At 37.9% G+C, this 20214-nt stretch carries 12 protein-coding genes; 10 read left to right on the top strand and 2 right to left on the bottom strand.

The window, feature by feature from the left end:
- Nucleotides 1-15 precede the first annotated feature (15 nt).
- Nucleotides 16-1002 (top strand): polysaccharide deacetylase family protein, encoded by a 987-nt coding sequence (locus tag AADJ06_RS12980; protein WP_341226893.1) that lies wholly within the window; start codon nt 16-18, stop codon nt 1000-1002.
- Nucleotides 995-1744: a LytTR family DNA-binding domain-containing protein gene (locus tag AADJ06_RS12975; RefSeq protein WP_341226892.1), complete on the top strand. Its 750-nt coding sequence runs from the start codon at nt 995-997 to the stop codon at nt 1742-1744. Before AADJ06_RS12980 ends, AADJ06_RS12975 begins: the two co-directional genes overlap by 8 nt.
- On the opposite strand, the gene AADJ06_RS12970 is transcribed toward AADJ06_RS12975, so the two are convergent.
- The gene (locus tag AADJ06_RS12970) at nt 1741-2412 is read right to left on the bottom strand and encodes a hypothetical protein (RefSeq protein ID WP_341226891.1); all 672 of its coding nucleotides are present in this window, start codon (nt 2410-2412) and stop codon (nt 1741-1743) included. The genes AADJ06_RS12975 and AADJ06_RS12970 overlap by 4 nt on opposite strands.
- A gap of 220 nt (nt 2413-2632) precedes the next feature.
- On the opposite strand from AADJ06_RS12970, the gene AADJ06_RS12965 reads away from it, so the two are divergent.
- Nucleotides 2633-4588, top strand: a complete 1956-nt coding sequence (locus AADJ06_RS12965; protein ID WP_341226890.1) for a histidine kinase — start codon at nt 2633-2635, stop codon at nt 4586-4588.
- Nucleotides 4589-4630: 42 nt separating this feature from the next.
- On the opposite strand, the gene AADJ06_RS12960 is transcribed toward AADJ06_RS12965, so the two are convergent.
- On the bottom strand, nt 4631-5266 hold the full coding sequence (locus AADJ06_RS12960) for a DUF4230 domain-containing protein (RefSeq protein ID WP_341226889.1): 636 nt from the start codon (nt 5264-5266) through the stop codon (nt 4631-4633).
- A 65-nt stretch (nt 5267-5331) separates the two neighbouring features.
- Between AADJ06_RS12960 and miaA the strand changes: the two genes are divergently transcribed.
- The 7 genes from miaA to AADJ06_RS12925 all read left to right on the top strand — a co-directional run bounded on the left by miaA (nt 5332) and on the right by AADJ06_RS12925 (nt 20142).
- On the top strand, nt 5332-6240 hold the full coding sequence (gene miaA, locus AADJ06_RS12955; protein ID WP_341226888.1) for a tRNA (adenosine(37)-N6)-dimethylallyltransferase MiaA: 909 nt from the start codon (nt 5332-5334) through the stop codon (nt 6238-6240).
- Between the two features lie 85 nt (nt 6241-6325).
- Complete coding sequence (locus AADJ06_RS12950) at nt 6326-6946, top strand: YceI family protein (RefSeq protein ID WP_341226887.1); 621 nt, start codon at nt 6326-6328, stop codon at nt 6944-6946.
- A gap of 102 nt (nt 6947-7048) precedes the next feature.
- On the top strand, nt 7049-7735 hold the full coding sequence (gene cmk / locus AADJ06_RS12945; protein ID WP_341226886.1) for a (d)CMP kinase: 687 nt from the start codon (nt 7049-7051) through the stop codon (nt 7733-7735).
- Nucleotides 7725-8798 carry an FAD-dependent oxidoreductase gene (locus AADJ06_RS12940; protein WP_341226885.1) on the top strand — a complete coding sequence of 358 codons (1074 nt, stop codon included), beginning with the start codon at nt 7725-7727 and terminating at the stop codon, nt 8796-8798. Before cmk ends, AADJ06_RS12940 begins: the two co-directional genes overlap by 11 nt.
- Before the next feature lie 22 nt (nt 8799-8820).
- The gene (locus AADJ06_RS12935) at nt 8821-11118 is read left to right on the top strand and encodes a hypothetical protein (protein WP_341226884.1); all 2298 of its coding nucleotides are present in this window, start codon (nt 8821-8823) and stop codon (nt 11116-11118) included.
- 68 nt (nt 11119-11186) lie between these two features.
- The gene (locus tag AADJ06_RS12930; protein WP_341226883.1) at nt 11187-11507 is read left to right on the top strand and encodes a hypothetical protein; all 321 of its coding nucleotides are present in this window, start codon (nt 11187-11189) and stop codon (nt 11505-11507) included.
- A 253-nt stretch (nt 11508-11760) separates the two neighbouring features.
- Nucleotides 11761-20142 carry an SdrD B-like domain-containing protein gene (locus tag AADJ06_RS12925; RefSeq protein ID WP_341226882.1) on the top strand — a complete coding sequence of 2794 codons (8382 nt, stop codon included), beginning with the start codon at nt 11761-11763 and terminating at the stop codon, nt 20140-20142.
- Nucleotides 20143-20214 lie beyond the last annotated feature (72 nt).

The raw sequence follows: 20214 nt of genomic DNA, 5'->3' as shown, positions 1-20214 counted from the left end.
TTCAACCCATCAACAATGAAATACCTTATTACACTATTTTTCTTAGTCAGCACTTTGTATGCACATTGCCAAGAAACCTACGCCGAAAAACTAGGCTACCCTAAAGGCAGTAAAGTACTTATCTTGCATATAGATGACGTCGGAATGAGCTATGACTCAAACCTTGGGACCATAAAAGCCATGGAAGAGGGCGTAGCCAACTCCTTAAGCATGATGATGCCCTGCCCATGGATTCCTGGTTTCTTTAAATATTTAGAGAAAAACCCAGACACCGATGCAGGCTTACACCTAACCCTGACATCTGAATTTGGTGATTATAGATGGGGACCTTTATCAGGCAAGCCTGCGGTACCTGGTCTGGTGGATAAAGAAGGGGCCATATGGCCTTCTGTAATGGCTACAGCCATGAATGCTAGCCCAGACGAAATAGAAACGGAGATAAGAGCACAGTTAGAAAGAAGCCGCACTATGGGTTGGGAGCCTACTCATTTAGACTCTCACATGGGTACACTATTTGCCACAAGAGATTTTTTAATGCGATATTTAAAAGTAGGTATGGAAGAAGGAATACCTGTAATGTTTCCTGGTGGGCACAATACCATGATTTCCAAAACTGCCGCCACCGCAGGGCTTACACAAGAAGTCACCAACACCATAGGAAAACAACTATGGGATGCCAAATTGCCAGTACTCGACGATCTTCATAACGTATCTTACGGCTGGAAAGCCAATGAGAAAATGGGCGATGCGGAATTACAAGCTTATAAAACAGAGCGATACATTAAGACAATAGCTGAATTAAAGCCCGGTCTTACCATGGTAATAATGCACTGCACCTGGACTACGGAGGTTTTTCCAGAGATATCTGGCTCTGGCCCAACGAGAAAAGGAGACATGCTGGCAATGATGGATCCTGCTTTTAAAAAGTATCTTGACGATAACAATATTATATTAACTACTTGGCGAGAGGCTAAGAAAAGAAGGGACTCCTTAAATGAGTAAAATACAAGCCGTTTTAATAGATGATGAAAAGCACTGCAATGAAACGCTTCAATATTTCATTGAAAAGCACCTTCCCGAAATTGAAATAAAGGCAATTTTCATTGATCCTAGTGAAGCATTACCTTTTTTAAAGAATAACACTGTAGACTTGGTATTTTTAGACGTTCAAATGCCTGGCTTCAATGGTTTTGAGCTTTTATCGAAACTTAAACCTTTCGATTTTGAAGTAATATTTATTACTGCATTTGATAGCTATGCTATTAGAGCTATTAAGTTTTCTGCACTAGATTATTTACAAAAGCCTGTAGACTTAGAGGAGCTAAAAAATGCTGTAGAAAGCGTGATAGATAAAAGAGCCTTGAAAGAAAAACAAGTCCTTTTCAATAATCTCATAGATGCCATGGCTAATGGCACTCAAGAATTCAATAGAATTTCACTCCCTTCAAGAGCCGGCTATGTGTTTTTGAATATTGCAGATATAATATGGTGCAAAGCCGAAGGGAATTACACGATTCTTAAATTAAATGATGGCAGTCAAATACTGGCTACAGTGCCCTTTAAGCAAATAGAAGACACACTAAGTCAAAAGCCATTTATTCGGACTCATAATTCTTACCTTATTAATAAAGAAGAGATGCGGCATTTGGTAAAAGCTAAAGGTTATATACTTATGAGCGACGACGTACAAATTCCTCTTTCTAGGTACAGAAAAGAGACCGTAATTGAAGAACTTCTCAGTTAGAGAAACAATAGAGTTTCTGAATATACTTGTAAATTCTGAAATCCTTCGTCAAAATATGCTTTAAAACAGACTGTACCTAAGCCCGGTTTTATAAACCACTCTGCTGGTGAAATAAACCCGTTAGTACTAACAGTATGTTCTTCTTTTTTATAATGAATAAGTCCATCATAACTCTGGTCAGTAAACTTCATATCAGCGGTGGCCTTGGTACTAACCACTAGCATATTATAATCCGTCACATTAAAAGGATTTGGCCCATCATTTTGATATGAGGCTCCTTGAAAGCTTTTGGTAGCATAATATTCTTCCGAAGTAGCAGGGTATTTATAGACCAGATAAATTATATCTAGGGGTTTAAGATATGTATAAAATCCATCATCACCATTCCTAAAAACTTGAGTACCTCCTACTTGACCATACCAAACTTGCCCATTTATTAATGTATCCATATCGTAAAAAGCAGTATCAGTCACCGTTCTCACTTCCTCGCCTTCAGGATTGTAATAGACCGTTTTACTTACTCTAAACTTCTTTGCCTCTATTGAAAAAAGCTCATCTAGGATTTCTGGTTCTGGAACCTCAGAAGAACTACAGGAGACAGCTACAGCGGCCACTATTAATACCAGAATGCTTTGAACTAGACTATTCTTATGTTTATAATTTCTCATGACTTATTTGATTAACAGTTTAAAAATTCAATCAAATTTAAGCTAAGAAACATGGAAACATTTCTTTAATAAACCACTGGTATCCAAGACTAAATCGATGGTCATTTTTTCTTTGTGAATGGTTCTTCCCATAGCTTCAAACTCCTACTAAATAGGCCCTCAGACAGCTTAAAGAGGATTTTCAAAAATTCCACGCATAAAAATTATATATATTTAGAACTTGAAACACAAAAAAAGCATAGCGAAAACTATAACCTCCTATTTAAGGAGAACACTTATTCTATTTAGCCTACTCATAGCCTTTCCTACAACTGCCGATGCACAAATAGGAGACACCCTACTATTAAGCAGTGATTTTAGCAAACAAAATATAAGAGGAACAGCACTTTTTACAGAGCAAAACCAAGACACAAGCCTAGAGGAAATTCGTTCATCTGATACAAAATGGCAAATTCTGGATGCTTATAAAACAGCAAGTTCGGGCAAGTCAGCTATTTGGCTATATCTCCCTATAAAAAACAACAGCCCAGAGGAGCAGACTCTTTACTTTAGGGATTGGCTAAACGACGAAGTTCACTTATTTAAAATAGAAGCCAACGGGAATAAACAGGAGTTTATAAGTGGTCAATTAAAATATAACTCCGCACAAACCGACCTGCAAAAAATTGACTACATCACAACTAAAATAAAACCTCAAGAAACCCTTCAGATTTACATACAAATCAAACCTGTTTATGGTTATTTGGGAAAGTATAACCCTCTTCCTCAAAAACCGGTTATAGCGAAATTATCAGTAGGCTCCGAAAACAAACTAAACCAGACTTTAAGAGGATATTACGAACATAACATTAAAGAAGTCCAGCTTCGGAATATCTATCAAGGTGCTCTTATTTTAATAACTTTTGTGGCTCTTTTCTTTATGTTAAAGAGTCCAAAATCTTTGATAAACAGGTACTACTTTCTTTATGTTTTTTGTGCCTTGGCTTATTCACTTATCCAAAGCAGAGGATATACTTTCATAGGACAAGGCATTCAAAACTTCCCATATATTAAGAAATACGGTCAAGAACTTTTCTTTTGGCTAGGAGTCGGTTTTTACTTCAAATTTGCTATTTCTCTATTATTAATTCGCTCCAAAAAACCTAAATGGTATAAATTTGTTAATAAGTCGGTTCTTGTGATTTGGGTGTTCAGTATTCTACAATTTATTTTTCTACTACTTACCAATAACAACTACTACAGCGACTTAATTGTATACAACAAAATACCCCTAATAGTATTTTATTTCTGGTTTCTAGTTTATACGTACAGAAGAATAGAAGGCCCTCTGGTTAAATACATTTTGATAGGAAATGCTATGCTATTTTTCTTTGCCTTGTGTGCTTGGTTAAAAGATTTGACGGCTAGTCAAAACTGGGGTGAAGGAATTCTTAATCACATGTTTTCTTTACCCTTAGCTGTATTATTTGAAGTTATAGTCTTCTCTTTTGCTATGGCGGTTCGGCAAAAACTTGACTCAGAAAATGCCCTAAAAGCAGAAAGGAAAATTATAGAAACCGAGATGCTGGCTCTTCGGAGTCAGATGAATCCACATTTTGTTTTTAATAGCCTCAACAGCATCAGGAATCTTGTGTTAAAAAATGAAAACGAAAAAGCTATCACCTATTTATCTCGGTTTTCTAAACTGGTAAGAACCATTTTGCAGCAAACTCAGAAGCAAATAATCACTTTGGCAGAAGAGCTAGACACCCTTCAGCAATATGTAGATTCCGAAGCCGACCGACTGGACGCCGCTATTGATTTCAAAATCATTAATAAGGCTTCGAATGATGCCTTAGATTTAGACTTCCCTCCTATGCTTTTACAGCCTATTGTAGAAAACGCTATTTGGCACGGCTTGCGGCCAAGTAAAAAGGAGAACAAGCACATAAGATTAACTATTAATGAGCCAAACGACGCTCACCTCCAAATAATTATTAAAGACAATGGAATAGGTAGAAAAGAGTCTGCCAAAGCTAAACAGAATCAAAATTCCGCAAGAATATCTATGGGCTCTGAAATAACTAAAAAAAGGCTAGAGCTTTTTAATGAACAGGGTAATTCAAAAATTAGCTTAACCATACAAGATTTAGAAAATGGAGCCGGCACTGTGGTTGTTTTAGATTATTTGATTTAGCCATCAGCCTGCTGAGGAAGCCCAACTCCTTTTAGCAAAGAATCAAACCTTCAAGTACCCCTTAATGGTCTCTTTTAAACCTTTGGTTTTAGTTTCTTTTGCTTCCGTAATATCTAGCTCCCAGTCCATAGAGTTGGCCAGTTGTTTTATAATTACGCTTATTTGCTTGTTGGCAGAAGCAGGCAGGTCGCTTTCTAAAGCCCTCTCTTTCATGAGGTCTTTGGCTTCGCCAATAATCTTAGTATAATCTTCCGGCTTAAACCTACTCATCATACCTTGATTGATATCGTAGAATTTGTATTGCGGGTCAATAGACAATACCTCGGCTTGGGGGAAATTTTCAATCACTATTTTCTTTTTTCCTTCTTCTAGTCGCCAGGTCATTTTTGAAAAATCAAAACCAATAGACACTTTGGCTTTAGCCACTATTAAAGCCTTTTTATGCGTTTCGAAAAGACCCCAGAAGTCTTTTTTGTGGCTGTGGTCATATATTTCAGAGAAATAGCCTTCGGCCAATATCACCTTAAAAACCTTTTCAATTCGCTCCAAAAGGATATTTGACTCCGTTTCTATAAGTTCTCTTTTCTTTCTTTTGTTAACACTGTAACGCCAAGCAAAAATCTGCCAAGTGGCTATTGCTCCTATTGCCAGAGCTAATATAAATAGTAAGGACTCCATGTTATAATATAAAAATTAAAAATGCATTTAGCTATTTTTGTGACGGTAATTTACACCTTTGGTCATTGAAAAAACAGAAATATTTAGTTTTGATAGTTGGTCCTACAGCCGTAGGAAAGACAAATTTATGCCTAGACTTAGCCAAAAAACTAGATGCCGAAATATTCTCTTGCGACTCCAGACAGTTCTATAAAGAGATAAGTATTGGCACCGCTAAACCAACAGCGGAGGAGCTAGCCCAAGTTCCGCATCACTTTATCAACAACCTCCACATAGACCAAAACTATACCGTTGCCGACTTTGAAAAAGAGGCATTAGAAAAACTCAATGCTTATTTTCAAGAAAAAGAGGTAGCTATTATGACAGGCGGTTCTGGCTTATTTGCCAAGGCCATTACCCATGGTTTTGATAACATCCCAAATACACCTGCCAGCCTAAGAGAGGAACTAAAAAATAGTTTAGAAACGGATGGTTTAGAAAGTTTAGTTAGAGAACTGAAAGAATTGGACCCCGACTATTGTCAAAAAGCAGACCTTTCAAATGCTCAAAGAATCATTAGGGCCTTAGAAGTTTCAAAGTTTACAGGCAAACCCTTTTCTTCTTGGCAAAACCAAAAGACTAACGAAAGACCATTTAAAATTATCAAAATAGCCTTAGAACGTCCACGCGAGGAGCTTTATCAAAGAATAAACCATCGTGTAGATTTGATGTTAGCCGCAGGACTTTTGGAAGAGGTTAAAAAAGTAATAGAATTCAGGGATCAAAATGCACTTCAGACAGTTGGCTATAAAGAAGTATTTGAATTCCTCGATGGCGACATTACCGAGGAAACCATGAAAGAACTAATTAAAAGAAACTCAAGGCGTTACGCCAAAAGGCAGCTCACCTGGTTTAGAAATCAAGATACTTTCAAATGGTTTTCACCTGTTAATCACCAAGAAATATTGAGCTTTATACTTAACGAAATAAAATAAATGATAGAACAATAAACTTTTTTAGTTTTAAGTTGTTTACCCAATTGTATGTAAGAACATACAAAAAAAATTAAATCAAACGAAAATGAAAAAAATTACTCTTTTAGGGCTTGCATTTGTTGCCGCTCTATCTTTCCAATCTTGTTCTTCTGCCTCTGAATCTACAGAAACCGAAGAAGCTGAATCTGCAATGCTTGAAGACGGAACTTTAAACTTAGACTTAGCTGCAAGTACAGTGGAGTGGACAGGCGTAATGCTTGGGGTTAAAGAACATACTGGTAATGTAACTATTACAGAAGGTTCTGTTGATATCACTGACGGAGCAGTTTCAGGTGGTAACTTTGTAGTAGATTTAACTACAATTGTACCTACGGATACTGTTTATGATGAAAACAGCACAAAAGAAAAATTAGTAGGACACTTATCTTCTCCTGATTTTTTCAATGTTGAAGAATTCCCAAGTGCAAGTTTTGAAATCACTGGTGTTGCTGGAACTACCGTAACTGGTAACCTTACTGTAAGAGGTGTTACTAACGAAGAAACAGTAGAAGATGTAGAAATAGTGACTGTTGGAGATGTTACTAACATTAAAGGTAACCTAACTTTTGACCGTAAGAAGTATGATGTTTCTTTTGACGTTCCTGTTAAAGAAATGGTTATTTCTAACGATATCCAATTAAGCATTAATCTAGTAGCTGCTAAATAAGCACTATCTAGCATTTATATTAAACCACCTCCAAACGGAGGTGGTTTTTCTTTTATTAGGCTGTTAAGTAGTATCCACTTATTTTTGAAAAAATAAATCGGAATGGACAAAATCATCATAGCTATTGACGGCTATTCTAGCTGCGGAAAATCAACAACTGCCAAAGGCGTGGCAGCCAGTTTGGGCTATGCCTATATTGACACAGGAGCCATGTACAGGGCAGTGACCTTATACTTTCACGAAAAACATGTCTCTCTTTCTGACCAAAGTGACATCAAGCAAGCTCTGAGTGAAATCAATATAGAGTTTAGGAGAAATAAGTTTGGTGAAAATCAAGTACACCTGAATGGCCTAAATGTGGAAAATGAAATAAGAAAGCTTTACGTGGCGAATAAAGTAAGTGAGGTAAGTGCCATAGCTGAGGTACGCGAAGCTCTGGTAAACCAACAAAGAAAAATGGGTCAGAAAAGGGGTGTGGTTATGGATGGAAGAGATATAGCCTCTGTAGTTTTCCCTGATGCGGAACTTAAAGTTTTCATGACTGCCGACCCTACTATTAGGGCTCAAAGACGCCAAATAGAACTCATGGCAAAAGGTGAAATGCTAAGTTTTGAAGACATTATTGCCAATATAGAAAAACGAGATAAGATAGACACCACCAGAAAAGAAAGCCCACTTATTCAGGTAGAAGACGCTCAAGTGGTAGATACATCACACATGACTTTGGATGAGCAGATAGAAATGGTCTGTATCATGGCGGAACTTACCATGTCAAAAAATGCTAAGTAAAGTGGAGGCTGATTACCTAATTATTGGCCAGGGCCTAGCGGGTACTTGCTTAGCTCATCAATTTCTCCAAAAAGGAAAATCTGTTAAAATTATTCAAAACCAGGATTTACCCAGTAGCTCTAAAGTGGCTGGCGGCATGTTTAATCCTGTTACAGGAAAGCGACTTGCCAGAACATGGCTATTAGAAGAAACCTATGATTACCTCCATACATTTTACCAAGATTTAGAGATTTCACTAAACACCAAAATACTTCATAAAATACCATTATTTAGGCCCTATAAAAACGAAAATCAAAAGAATCAATTCATTAAGGCCATTGTCTCAAAAGACCTAGAAAGCATTCTTCAAGATATACCTGTAAGTGAAAGCAAAACCAGAACTATTAAAGCTCCTTTAGGTGGTATTCTAACATCAAAAAGTGGAAGGCTTGATGTACCATTATTTCTAGAAAAATCTGCCGAATATTTCAATAAAAAACAGATTATTCATTTCGAAAATTTTGATCACACAGAACTAAGTATCAAAAAGGAATACATTGAATACAAATCAGTTAAGTATAAGAATATCATTTTCTGTGAGGGTTACCATGTAAAAGACAACCCACTTTTCAACTGGCTTCCTTTTAACCCAGTAAAAGGTGAAACCTTAGACGTCACTTTAACACATGAAGTTAACATCACTGAAATCATAAATCAAGGTGCATGGCTCATGCCTTTAGGAGACAATAAGTATAAAATGGGCTCTACCTATGACTGGGATAATCTCAATTTTGAAATCACCGAAAAAGCCAAAGATGAAATCTTAGAAAAATCTAAAAACTTTCTAATTCCAGAACCAACAATTATAGCACAATCAGCGGGGGTAAGACCTGCCGTAGAAGATAGAAGGCCGATACTTGGAAAACACCCCAAGCATTCAAATATTATCATCTTCAATGGTCTTGGCACTAAGGGTGTTTCGCTAGCTCCTTACTTTTCAAAACAACTCGCCGAATACTTAATAAACGGAAAAGAAATTAACCCTGAATCAACTATTGACCGCTTTTATCCGTTATATTCGTAAGCATTATTTTTAAGCCTTTACTATGAAAAAAGTTTTTACACTACTTCTACTTTTAGGGAGTTTGACGGCCGTTTCACAAGGGTACTATTCCGTCACTCAAGAAACCTTTGGCAGAAATAGAATCCAACTCCGTAAGTTGGATTGGAAAACTATCAATAGTAACAACTTTGAATTTAATTATTATCGCGGCGGGCAAGACATTGCGATGAAAGCCGCCAAAATAGCGGAAAAGGAGTACCAAAAGATAACTGACATTCTTGGTTACACGCCTTTTACCACCATGAAAATTTTCCTCTACAACACTCCTCGCCAAATGGAGCAGAGTAATATAGGATTAACCACGCCCATAGAATACGATGGCGGTATTCTAAATCTTTCAAGATCTCGAATTGAAATTCCTTACACAGGAAATGATAGCATTTTCAAAACTCAACTGGTAGAAGAAATCTCAGGCCTTTTTGTTTATGACATGCTCTTTGGAGGTTCCTTGAAAGAAGTATTACAAAGTTCATTGCTTCTAACTGTTCCAGAATGGTACATGGCTGGAATAGGAGCCTATATTGCTAAAGACGGCATGACCACCGAAGACATAGCCAAAGTGAAAGAGACCATTTTAAAAAACGATGGTAAGAAATTAAATCATCTTAACTCAGAAGATGCCGAGATTATTGGACAATCCATTTGGCATTATATAGCAGAAAGATATGGCAGAGACAATATCTCTAACATACTTAATCTTACCAGAATAATTAGAGCGGAGCAAAGTAGCATAACTAGCACCTTAGGGATTTCTTTTAATAGATTTTTAGAACAATGGAAAGCCTATTACCTAACGAATGGAGCTACTCCTGAGACAAAGAACATTGCCGTATCTTCGCCTGAAGATCAAAAACCGAACTTTAGTAAATTAGCTAATCAAGTTCCCAAATTAAAAAATCTAAAAGACAACGAGGTCGATACCGAATATTACGAATTTGAAGAAGATAACATTCTTAAATCTAAAGATTTATTGAGTGACGTGCTTCCAGAGCAAACAAGCACTTTTAATAGAAGTAGACTTTCAAGAGCTACAGAAGAATTAAAGATCTCCGCCCCTAAGGCTTATCAAAACTTACTTTTAGCTCAAGAGCTTAAAACAGATATCTACAATGACCCCGTTCGCCGTATTGGTTTAAACGCGGGCTTAACATTAAATGACTTATTAGAAAACCATGTAATTGACTTTAACCTTTTCATTACCCCTACCGTAAAAAATCATGACATAAAAGCAAGCTACTTTAATTATGAAAAAAGAGTAGACTGGGGTTTAACATTTGAAAGACGTTCTGTATTCCTAGATTCACGGGCAGAAAAACAATTTTATATACTCAACCCTCTTAATTTAGCTTTAAGAACAGAGACCCTTAGTAGGAGAATACTTCTTCACAAACTTATGGGAACAATTAGTTACCCATTAAGTCAAAACTTAAAAGTCAATCTACTACCATCCGTATTTTTTAATAATGACATTGACTACTACGAAGTAGCAAACGAAATTAAGAAAAACTCATATGCCGGTTTAAAGGCAGAAGTAGTCTATGATAACACCAAAAAATCATTAGGCGATGGTTTTCTCTCTGGAACCCGTGCCAAAGTTTCCTATCAAAAAAACCTTGCATTCTCTAATCCAGACGAAAACTTTAACGGTCTTAACATAGACCTCCGCCATTATCAAAACATCACATCAGGAATTCAGTTTGCGGGAAGGTTTAACTTTGGGAATTCATACGGAATGAGCCCAAAATATACGTTCCTTGGTGGCATGGAAAACACCATAAACAGAGATATTTTTAACAATAATAGCCAAACAAGCGGAACTTCAGGAGACTTAAAAGACATTGTTTTTTATAACTATGCAGGAAATCTTAGAGGATTTGATTTTGCAAAATTATACGGTTCAAAACACATATTAATTAACCTAGAACTTAGGTTGTCTTTAGCCGGATACTTCTCCAAAAACACAGTAACCTCCAGCATGATAAGAAACCTACAACTGGTTCTTTTCAATGATATAGGAACTGCTTGGAACGGTGACAAGGGACCTTGGAGTCGTCAAAACAGTTTAAATACACAGATTGTCGGGGGCTCAAAACTCCCTAGTGATAACAGCCCTTTTTACGCCGTTGTGACTAACTTTAAGAACCCGTTCCTTTCTGGATACGGCGGAGGGATAAGAACCACGCTATTAGGCTTTTTCGTAAAGGCCGACTATGCCTTCGGATTAGAAAATAAAGAGTTTAGTAAGGGTAAACTTTACATCTCTTTAGGACACGATTTTTAATAAAAAAAACACCTAATTTTAAGGCTCCCTTATTTTTATTTAGAAGCTAAACCAATCTGTAAACCAGAATGGAATCTTCTTTTGGCACAATTTTAGTACTACTCCTTTCTAGCGATTCCTATAAAAAAATGGCTAAAAGAGGAGATTTCAACCAATTTGAGCAAAAAGAAGGGACCACAATAGAATCTATTGAAAATGAGACTATTACAGAAATCCAGAAGGAGGCCTCTGTGAATAGTTTAACCAGTTCATTCTTGTGGCATAATTTTCGTTCCTTTATTACTCGTTCGGGAAAGATCTGTTTGAAAAATTGGTTAAAATCAATTTTTATTTTTTTTCTTGAACAAAATCTGATTGCAGATGACACCAATGTTTACTTTAAAAACTAGAAAGGATACCGGAAGTTTTCCGATGTATTCAAAAGCCTCCAAGGTTAAAAATAGTAAAGCTATTTTCGGTCTTGGATTTCCGCTTGTTCAAGGTGAAAATATGTCTTCTCCTATTCATAGTTCAACGAGTTTAAAAGATCCTGCTTCTTTAAGCCAAAAAAATACTACTGCCATCGAAAAAACTATCCTTACTCATGAAAATCCGAAGAACCTTGCTTTCAATCACTTCAACTCGTGCAAAATTTCAAATAATATGATAACTTCACTATCACTTAGAGGTAGTTCGTTGAGACTAATGACCTCCTTGATCATATTCTTAACCCTCTCTGCCTCAAGCCTATTTGGACAAGACATTGATATTGCTTTAACGCAAACTATTGACAAATCATCTCCCATGCTTGGGGAAAACATCAATTATACAATTTATGTCAAAAACGAAGGAGCTACTAATGCCACAGGGATTACGGTGCACGACCAAACTCCTTTTGGGGCATTAGCTAATATAAATTTGACTCCAGAAGCTGGTGGCGTAGCTAATTATAATGCAACTAATGGTCTTATAGATTGGACTATTGCTTCCCTTGCAGCGGGTGATTCTATTAAACTAGACATTAGTGCCGAAACTGTAGCTCAAGGTATTTACTTCAGTGTGGCTGAAATTATAGCTGCCGACCAAAATGACATTGACTCTAGTCCGGGTAATAGTTCCTTGTTTGAAGACGACATGAGCAATGCCTGCTTTACGATACCTCTCACGTGGTATCCAGGAGAAGCATATGAAATTAGTATTCCTGCACCTTTTAATAGCGGTGTAGGAATTAGGTGGTTTAAGGATGGTATAGAGGTTGATAATAACACAGCAGGTGCTAGCATAAATCCGGATAGTACATTGAGTATTTTCAGTGTAGGTGCCTATACTTTTGAAACTAGTAATACAATTTGCCCAGCTAATGGCTGCTGCCCAGTAATTCTAGAAGAAGGCCCTTACGGCTCTATCGGAGATTACGTATGGCAAGATGAAAATAAAAATGGCGTTCAAGATTTTGGTGAAAGTCCAATAGCCAATATTCAGGTTGTTCTTTTGGATGACATTGGAACTGTTTTAGATAGTGCATATACCAATGGGGATGGTCTTTATCTTTTTGACAGCCTACTTACAGGAGATTATCAAATTCAATTTAATGCACTAGGAAGTTATGCTTACTCCCCAAGTGACATAAGTACTGACGATACGGATAGTGACGTTGACGCCACTGGGTTAAGTCCTATTGTAAACATTGACACTTCATTCCCATTAGGAAATAAAGCTCGCAATAACAATGACGTTGATGCAGGTATCTATATTAACGAAATCTGTAGCGAAATCTCGACCATTGAAGTAGCTCTTGACAATATCTGTGTAGGAGATTCTACCTTTTTGGTGGCTTCTACAACTAACGCTAGCGATATAAATTGGTATTATAGCTCAGCGGGTGGCTCATCCATTTTCACAACACAAAGTGGAGAACAACATTTAATTTACCCAACCACCACCACAACGTATTATGCAGAATTAGCTACGGCTCCATCCTCTTGTGTAAACCCAAGAGTACCAGTAGCATTAGTGGTGAATGCTAGACCTTCAAACCCATCATGCTTTAATGTAATTGAAGTATGCGGTAGCGAAACCATCAATCTTGATGACCTTATAATTAATGGAATCACCACCCCTGGTGGTGTATTTGAGTGGCATTCAGGCCCATTGCCTAGTTCACCGCTCATGACCAATACAGACGCCGTTGGCGAAGGAAATTATTATTTATTTGAAAAATCAGGAGCTGGATGTTACAGTAATCCTGCTGTGGCAGAGATTGTTCAAAAATCTTGTGAGCAATTCGTTGACTTAGACTTAATTAAAGTAGCTGATAATAGAGTAGTATCTGTAAATGATATTGTAAATTATACTATTAGAGTTTCAAACAGTGGCCCTGATGCTGCTACTAACGTTACAGTACAAGACATTCTACCAGAGGGGCTTGAATTTGTATCAAGTAGTGATTTAGCAAATGCTGCAGGAACTTTGACAGCATCTATACCTAGCATTGCTGTTAACCAAACTATCTTTTTAAGATACGCTACTAGAGTTATAGGTACTGGAACTATCATTAACGTAGCAGAAGTCATGAGTGCAGACCAAGTAGACTTAGACTCTACTCCTGGCAATGGCTTAACCGCAAACGAGGATGATGATGATGATGAAATTATTAGAGTTATATCTGACGACCCTATTGCAGACTTGAGTCTTCAAAAGCTTGTTAGTAATAACAGTCCATCTCAAGGAGATGAAATAAGTTATAGCATTAGGGTAACAAATAACGGTCCTGATGCCGCTACTAATGTAGAGGTTACAGACGTTTTACCAGCAGGGTTAGCTCATGTCTCATCTTCTGGAGCTAGTAGCATTTCTGTAAATGATAACTTAATTAAAGCCAATTTTGATGTAATCGGCGTTGGGCAAACCTTACAATTCTCTATAAGAGCTAATGTAACTGCTGAAAGTGGCACTGTTTCTAACAGGGCCGAAATTACAGCCGCCGACCAAAGCGATCCAGATTCAAATCCTGCTTCTGGAATAGATGAAGATGATGAAGATACTGTGGACATTACTGTTACCCCAGCATGTAATCCACTTACCCCTATTATTTCCGCAACCAACATGGCTATTTGCAATGGTCAAAGCACTACTTTAACTGCTGCGGGATGTACCGGAACTGTAGAATGGTCTGATGGTTCTATGGGAGCTTCTGTAGAAGTAAGCCCTAGCTCTATCACTAACTATACTGCCATATGTAGAGTAAACACCTGCGTTAGTCAAGAGTCTAATTTAATAACAATTGTAGTAAGTGCTCCTTCTACGCCAACAGTGGTAGCAAGCAATACTAACATTTGTTCTGGTGAACTAGTTACCTTAACTGCCAATGGCTGTAATGGAAATGTAAATTGGAGCAACGGTATGACCGGAGCAAGCATTAACGTAACTCCAAGCACCACCAGTACTTATTCAGCTTCATGTACCGTGGGTACATGTTCTAGTAATGCCTCAGGAACTGTCACTATAGAAGTGGGAGCTGGACAATCTCCTGTTATTACCGCTTCTTCAAACAATATTTGTTCTGGTGATGAGGTAACTCTATCTGTCACTAACTGTACCGGCAATGTAATATGGAGCACAGGAGCTACTACTGCTAGCATCACCGCTTCGCCTACAGCCACTACTACTTATTCTGTCACTTGTGGTTCTAGCTCTTGCTCAGGAACAGCCTTTGAAACAGTTAATGTAGGTACGGGACTTAACCCAACAGTTTCAGCATCATCTTCAGAGATATGTACCGGAGAGAGCACTACTTTAACAGTTGCCAATTGTTCTGCAGCTATTTTATGGAGCACAGGAGCTACTACGGGCTCAATATCTGTAAGCCCTACGGCTAACACTACTTATACCGTAACTTGTGGTTCAGGAAATTGCTCGGGAGAAGCTTCTATTGATATTAATGTCGGTACTGGTCAAGCCCCAGTTATTGCAACATCTTCTTCACAAGTATGTGAAAATACAGACATAACATTAACTGCAGCAGGCTGTAATGGCACCGTGAACTGGTCAAATGGTCAGTCAGGTGAATCTATAACCGTAAATATTTCAGCGAATACTTCTTTCACGGCTACATGTTCTACGGGAACCTGTGTAAGTGGAAATTCAAATACATTAAACATCACTATTGGTGACATTGACTCTCCAAATATCACTTCAAGTGGTACAGTGGTTTGTTCTGGCTCTAGTATTACACTTACTGCAACTAACTGTAATGGAATAGTGAGATGGTCAGATGGTCAAACAGGAAACGAGATAACAGTCTCACCAGTTTTTGAAACAACATACACAGCCAACTGCGAAGAAGGCAGCTGTCTTTCTGATGCTTCCAATGCAATTATCATTGAAATATTAAACACTACTCCTACTTCACCTGTAATCAGCTGTAGTGCATCAAGAATTTGCCCAGGCGAATCAATTACACTTAATGGTTTAGGATGTGAGGGTACTGTTTTATGGAGCGACGGTTCTACTGGCGAATCTATCACAGTAAGCCCTTCAGTAACTACTGTGTATACTGCTTCATGTTGGATTGGAACTTGTGAAAGTGAAATTTCGGCTCCAGCCACTATTAATGTAGGTAACCCATTCCCTCCACAGCTTAAGTGTGAAAACACTCAAATATGTTTAGGAGCGTCTACTACTTTAGAAGCTGCTGGTTGTGTAGGAACAGTAGTATGGAACACAGGCGAAACTGGTTCAGTAATAAATGTTTCTCCTACTACTATGACAAGTTACTCTGCTTTCTGTAAAGGCAGCACATGTCAAAGTGAAGAATCTAACGTAATAACAGTAGGTGTTAGCAACAATAGTATAACCCCTCCTACCGTAACTACACTTTCAAATGTGTGTCCGGTAGAAACTGTAAACCTTAACGATGCTATCACTAGCACCATAAATACATCAGGAGGAAGCTTTGTATTCAGAACGGAGAACTCTCCAAACTCTGCTGAAGTTTCTAATGCTACGGCAATTGCCACAAGTGGTACTTTCTATGTATTTGAAAATGGTGGCAATGGATGTTATAGTGCAGGTGCACAAATTGATGTAGGTATTATAGCCTGTGAGTCACCTGTAGATTGTCAAATCAATCCAGCAACTGCTTCAGCAGGAACAGATGCTACGGTTTGTCTATCTGACGACTCTTATACCTTAACAGGTAGCATAGGAGGCTCAGCCCAAACTAGCACATGGACTACATCTGGAACTGGTACTTTTGGAAATGCAATGAACCCAACTACCGAGTATTTCTATAGTGCTTCAGATGTTAGTAATGGTTCTGTTACACTTACATTAACCACAAATGACCCAGACGGAGAAGGAGCTTGTACCGCAGCCACCTCATCAGTTACTATTGATATTAATGGTATTGATACAATACCTACCATTGATACAGACAAGTCACCAATCATTTGTGAAGGAGACTCTGTAACTCTTGAAGCAAATGAAACAGCAGCAGGATACTTATGGAGCAATGGCAAATCTACCAAATCAATAAAAGTAGGAACACCTGGAAACTATACAGTTAAACTTATTAATGCTGATGGATGTAGCTCATTGAGCTCAGAAATCATGGAAGTAACTAATATGTCTGGTGTAACCGGGCCAACCGTCAATGACCTAGCTAATAACACTTGTCCAGCTACAACGGTAGACTTAAACGACCATGTATTAAGTTCGCCAAGTACTGTAAATGGAACTTTCGAATTCCATACTGGAATAACTTCTGACTCACCTATGCTTGGTAATGTTTCAACAATGCCAACTGGAGACTATTATGTATTTGAAAGGTCCGAACTTGGCTGCTACAGCAACCCCTCTCAAATTAAAGTCATCATAGAAGATTGTGATGTTCAAACTGTAGATGCTGAAGTAGGAATATTAATAGTAGGTAGTGAGTCTGCGATATCATTAGGAGACGAAGTAACATACACTATTACAGTAACTAACAATGGGCCAAACACCGCTACCAAAGTAGAGATTGAAAATATAATTCCAGCAGGAATTGACATTGTGAGTTCAACACCTGGATTAACACTAGCTAATGGTAATTTAACTACTACTATTGACAGTATCCCTTCAGGAACTTCTAGAACATTCATTTATACGGCTGAAATCACAGAGTCTGGTATCTTATCAAATGTTGCAAACATTAATGGTCTTGACCAAAACGACCCAATTCTAAGTAACAATTCAAGTCACTTTGATATTGAATGTGCTACTTGCCAACAAGTATGTATTGCAACAGCATTAAACGCTGATACCCTAAGACAAAGCGATGGAACTTACAACATACTATTCACTGCTCTTATTCAGAACTGCGATAATGTTGTTGACTTATCAAAGGTTCGCCTTAAAACTAACTTGAACAGTATGTTTGGTAGCCCTGCTACCTATACAGTAATTCAGCAGCCTACTGTAAACGCTGGAAGTGCCTTAGTGCCTAATCCTAATTACGATGGAAGTTCAGATGTTGAATTATTAGATATAACAAGTGCACTTGAAGGTGGCTTAACTGATACAGTAACATGGATGGTTAACTTAGTACCAAACGGTACCGAAGGTCCATACAGCATCAATGCTCTTGCCACTGGTTCAGGTAAAACTATCTTCAACCTTGACGTTGATGTAACTGATGTGTCAAATGACGGCTTAATCATTGAGGCTCCTAGTGGAGACCCAACAGTGGTTAGACTATACAAAACACCGAGTATCGGACTTGCTTTAGCCATCATAGATACACTAAGTGAGCTTGACGGTTCATTGAATGTAACATACCAAGCTTTAGTTAAAAACAATGGTGCTATTCCATTAGAGAACGTAGTGGTAAGTGATACATTAAGTAAAACTTATGCCCCACCTGCTTCTTACGCAGTATTAGGCACCCCAACAGTGAATGCTGGAAGTGGCTTAGTTATCAATACTAACTTTGATGGAAACGCAAACCCAGAACTTACACTGCCTAGCAGTACATTAGGTTTAGGAGTAACAGACACCATAGTCTTTAAAGTCAATATTTTAGCAAATGACGTAGAAGAATTTATAAATCAGGCGATAGCACAAGGCACAGGAACTCTTGATGGAGGTGGTACAGAAACCGTGGTAGATGTATCTAACACAGGTTATAATCCAGATGCACCAGGCAGCGAACCTACAATGCTTGACCTTAAAAACCCTGACAATACACAATCTACGCAGGATCCATGTCTAGGTGTAGCTCTATATGTTTCTGATACTACTAAACTAGAAGATGGTTCTTTTGACATTACTTATACAGCTCTTATTTCAAACTGTGGTAATGTAAATCTTACTAACATAAGTCTTTGTGATACATTGGCAAGTGATTTCCAATCACCATCGGTAGTAACATTGAAAAACGCACCGAGCCTAGGACTTAATAGTAGCCTTGCATTAGATGTTAACTATGATGGCGAAACCAACACTTGTATGCTTACTAGTGCAAGTACCTTGGCTCCAAACAAAGTAGATACCGTAAGATGGACTGTGAACCTTACGCTTAACAGCTTTAATGGTCCATTCCGTAAGAATATAACTGTGGCTGCAAACGCCAGCGACGATGAAATCATCTCTGATGTTTCAAACGACGGAACTAATCCATCACCAGATGGTGACAATCCAACTGTACTTAACTTTAATAATCTACCAGACGACATAATTGGATTATCTAAAGAGATGGTCAGTATAGTAGAGGTATCTGAAAACATTTATGATGTAGTATTTAAATTCAATGTTAAAAACTACGGTATACTTGATTTCACAGGTGTTCAAGTTCAAGATAACTTGGCTGAAACCTTCGGCAGCGATGTCATGATTGACAGCGTAAACATATTTGATGTATCCGAAGGCTTTGTAGTCAATCCTGACTTCACGGGTAAAGGCATCTTGATCAACATGTTAGTAGACAGCTTGAGTACACTTCCGGTTAAAACCACGAAGAGTCTATCATTATTAGCTCGTCTTGACTTGTCACAAACAAGCTCTACGAATCATGAGAATATGGCATTGGCAATAGGTTTCCAAAACGGAACTTCAACAGATGACTTATCAGCTGTTGGAAATAATCCTGACCCAGATGCAGATGGTACCCCTGCAAATAATAGTGACCCTACTCCTATTGTATTCCCTGACTTACCAAATAATGTAACACCATTAGGTATTTCAAAATCAATTAGCGACACGGTTTCAATAGTAGATGGTAGCTATCAAATCACATACACCGTGGTAGTTAAAAACTATGGTGATGAGGAATTATTTAATGTGCAACTGACTGATTCTCTATCAACAGTTTTTGGAGACAGTACAGACTTTACTCCAGTAGGTAACCCTACATTGAATGGAAACAGTACACTTGAACTTAATCCTGCCTTTGATGGAGTTACAGAATTAACTTTCTTAAATATCAGCAACAGTACATTGGCTGCCGGAGCTAGTGATACACTGACCTTTAAGGTTAAGGTTAGAAACAACAGTTCAACCTCTGCTACCTATAATAATACTATTTATGGTTCTGGAGATAATAGTGCTGGTACAGTAACAGACATGTCTACAGAAGGACTTGACCCAGACACTGATAATGATGGTAATCCTGGAAATAATAACGTACCTACAGCCTTAGTACTTGAAGGAGGACAAAGTAATAACCCTACTAATTTAGCATTCTCTATTCCTGGTGGTATATCTCCAAATGACGATGGTGTCAATGATAACCTTGTGATTACTGGAATTACAGAAGAGGACGAAGTAGCACTAAGAGTTTATAACAGATGGGGTGAGCTTGTTTTTGAAACAGCTAACTACAAGTTACTCTTCCCTGGTGCAACGGACGGCTGGAATGGTACAGCAAACACAGGTATTAGACCAACTAAGCAAGAAACAAAACTACCAGACGGTACATACTTCTTTAGTGCAGAGAGTAGCAATAGTGAATTGTTTGATGGTAAGGCTTATTACAACTTCCTAACCATAGCAGGAGGAAGTAAAGAATAAGTGACAAATTGAATTTCATACGTCTCATAAAGAGACTTTGAACAAATAGTTTAAAAATTAGAAAACATTGAC

Origin of the sequence: uncultured Arcticibacterium sp., from assembly GCF_964021845.1 — a bacterium.
GTDB lineage: Bacteria > Bacteroidota > Bacteroidia > Cytophagales > Spirosomataceae > Arcticibacterium.
The sequence above is the reverse complement of the archived record's forward strand: the minus strand, read 5'-3'. Positions and strand labels throughout refer to the sequence as shown.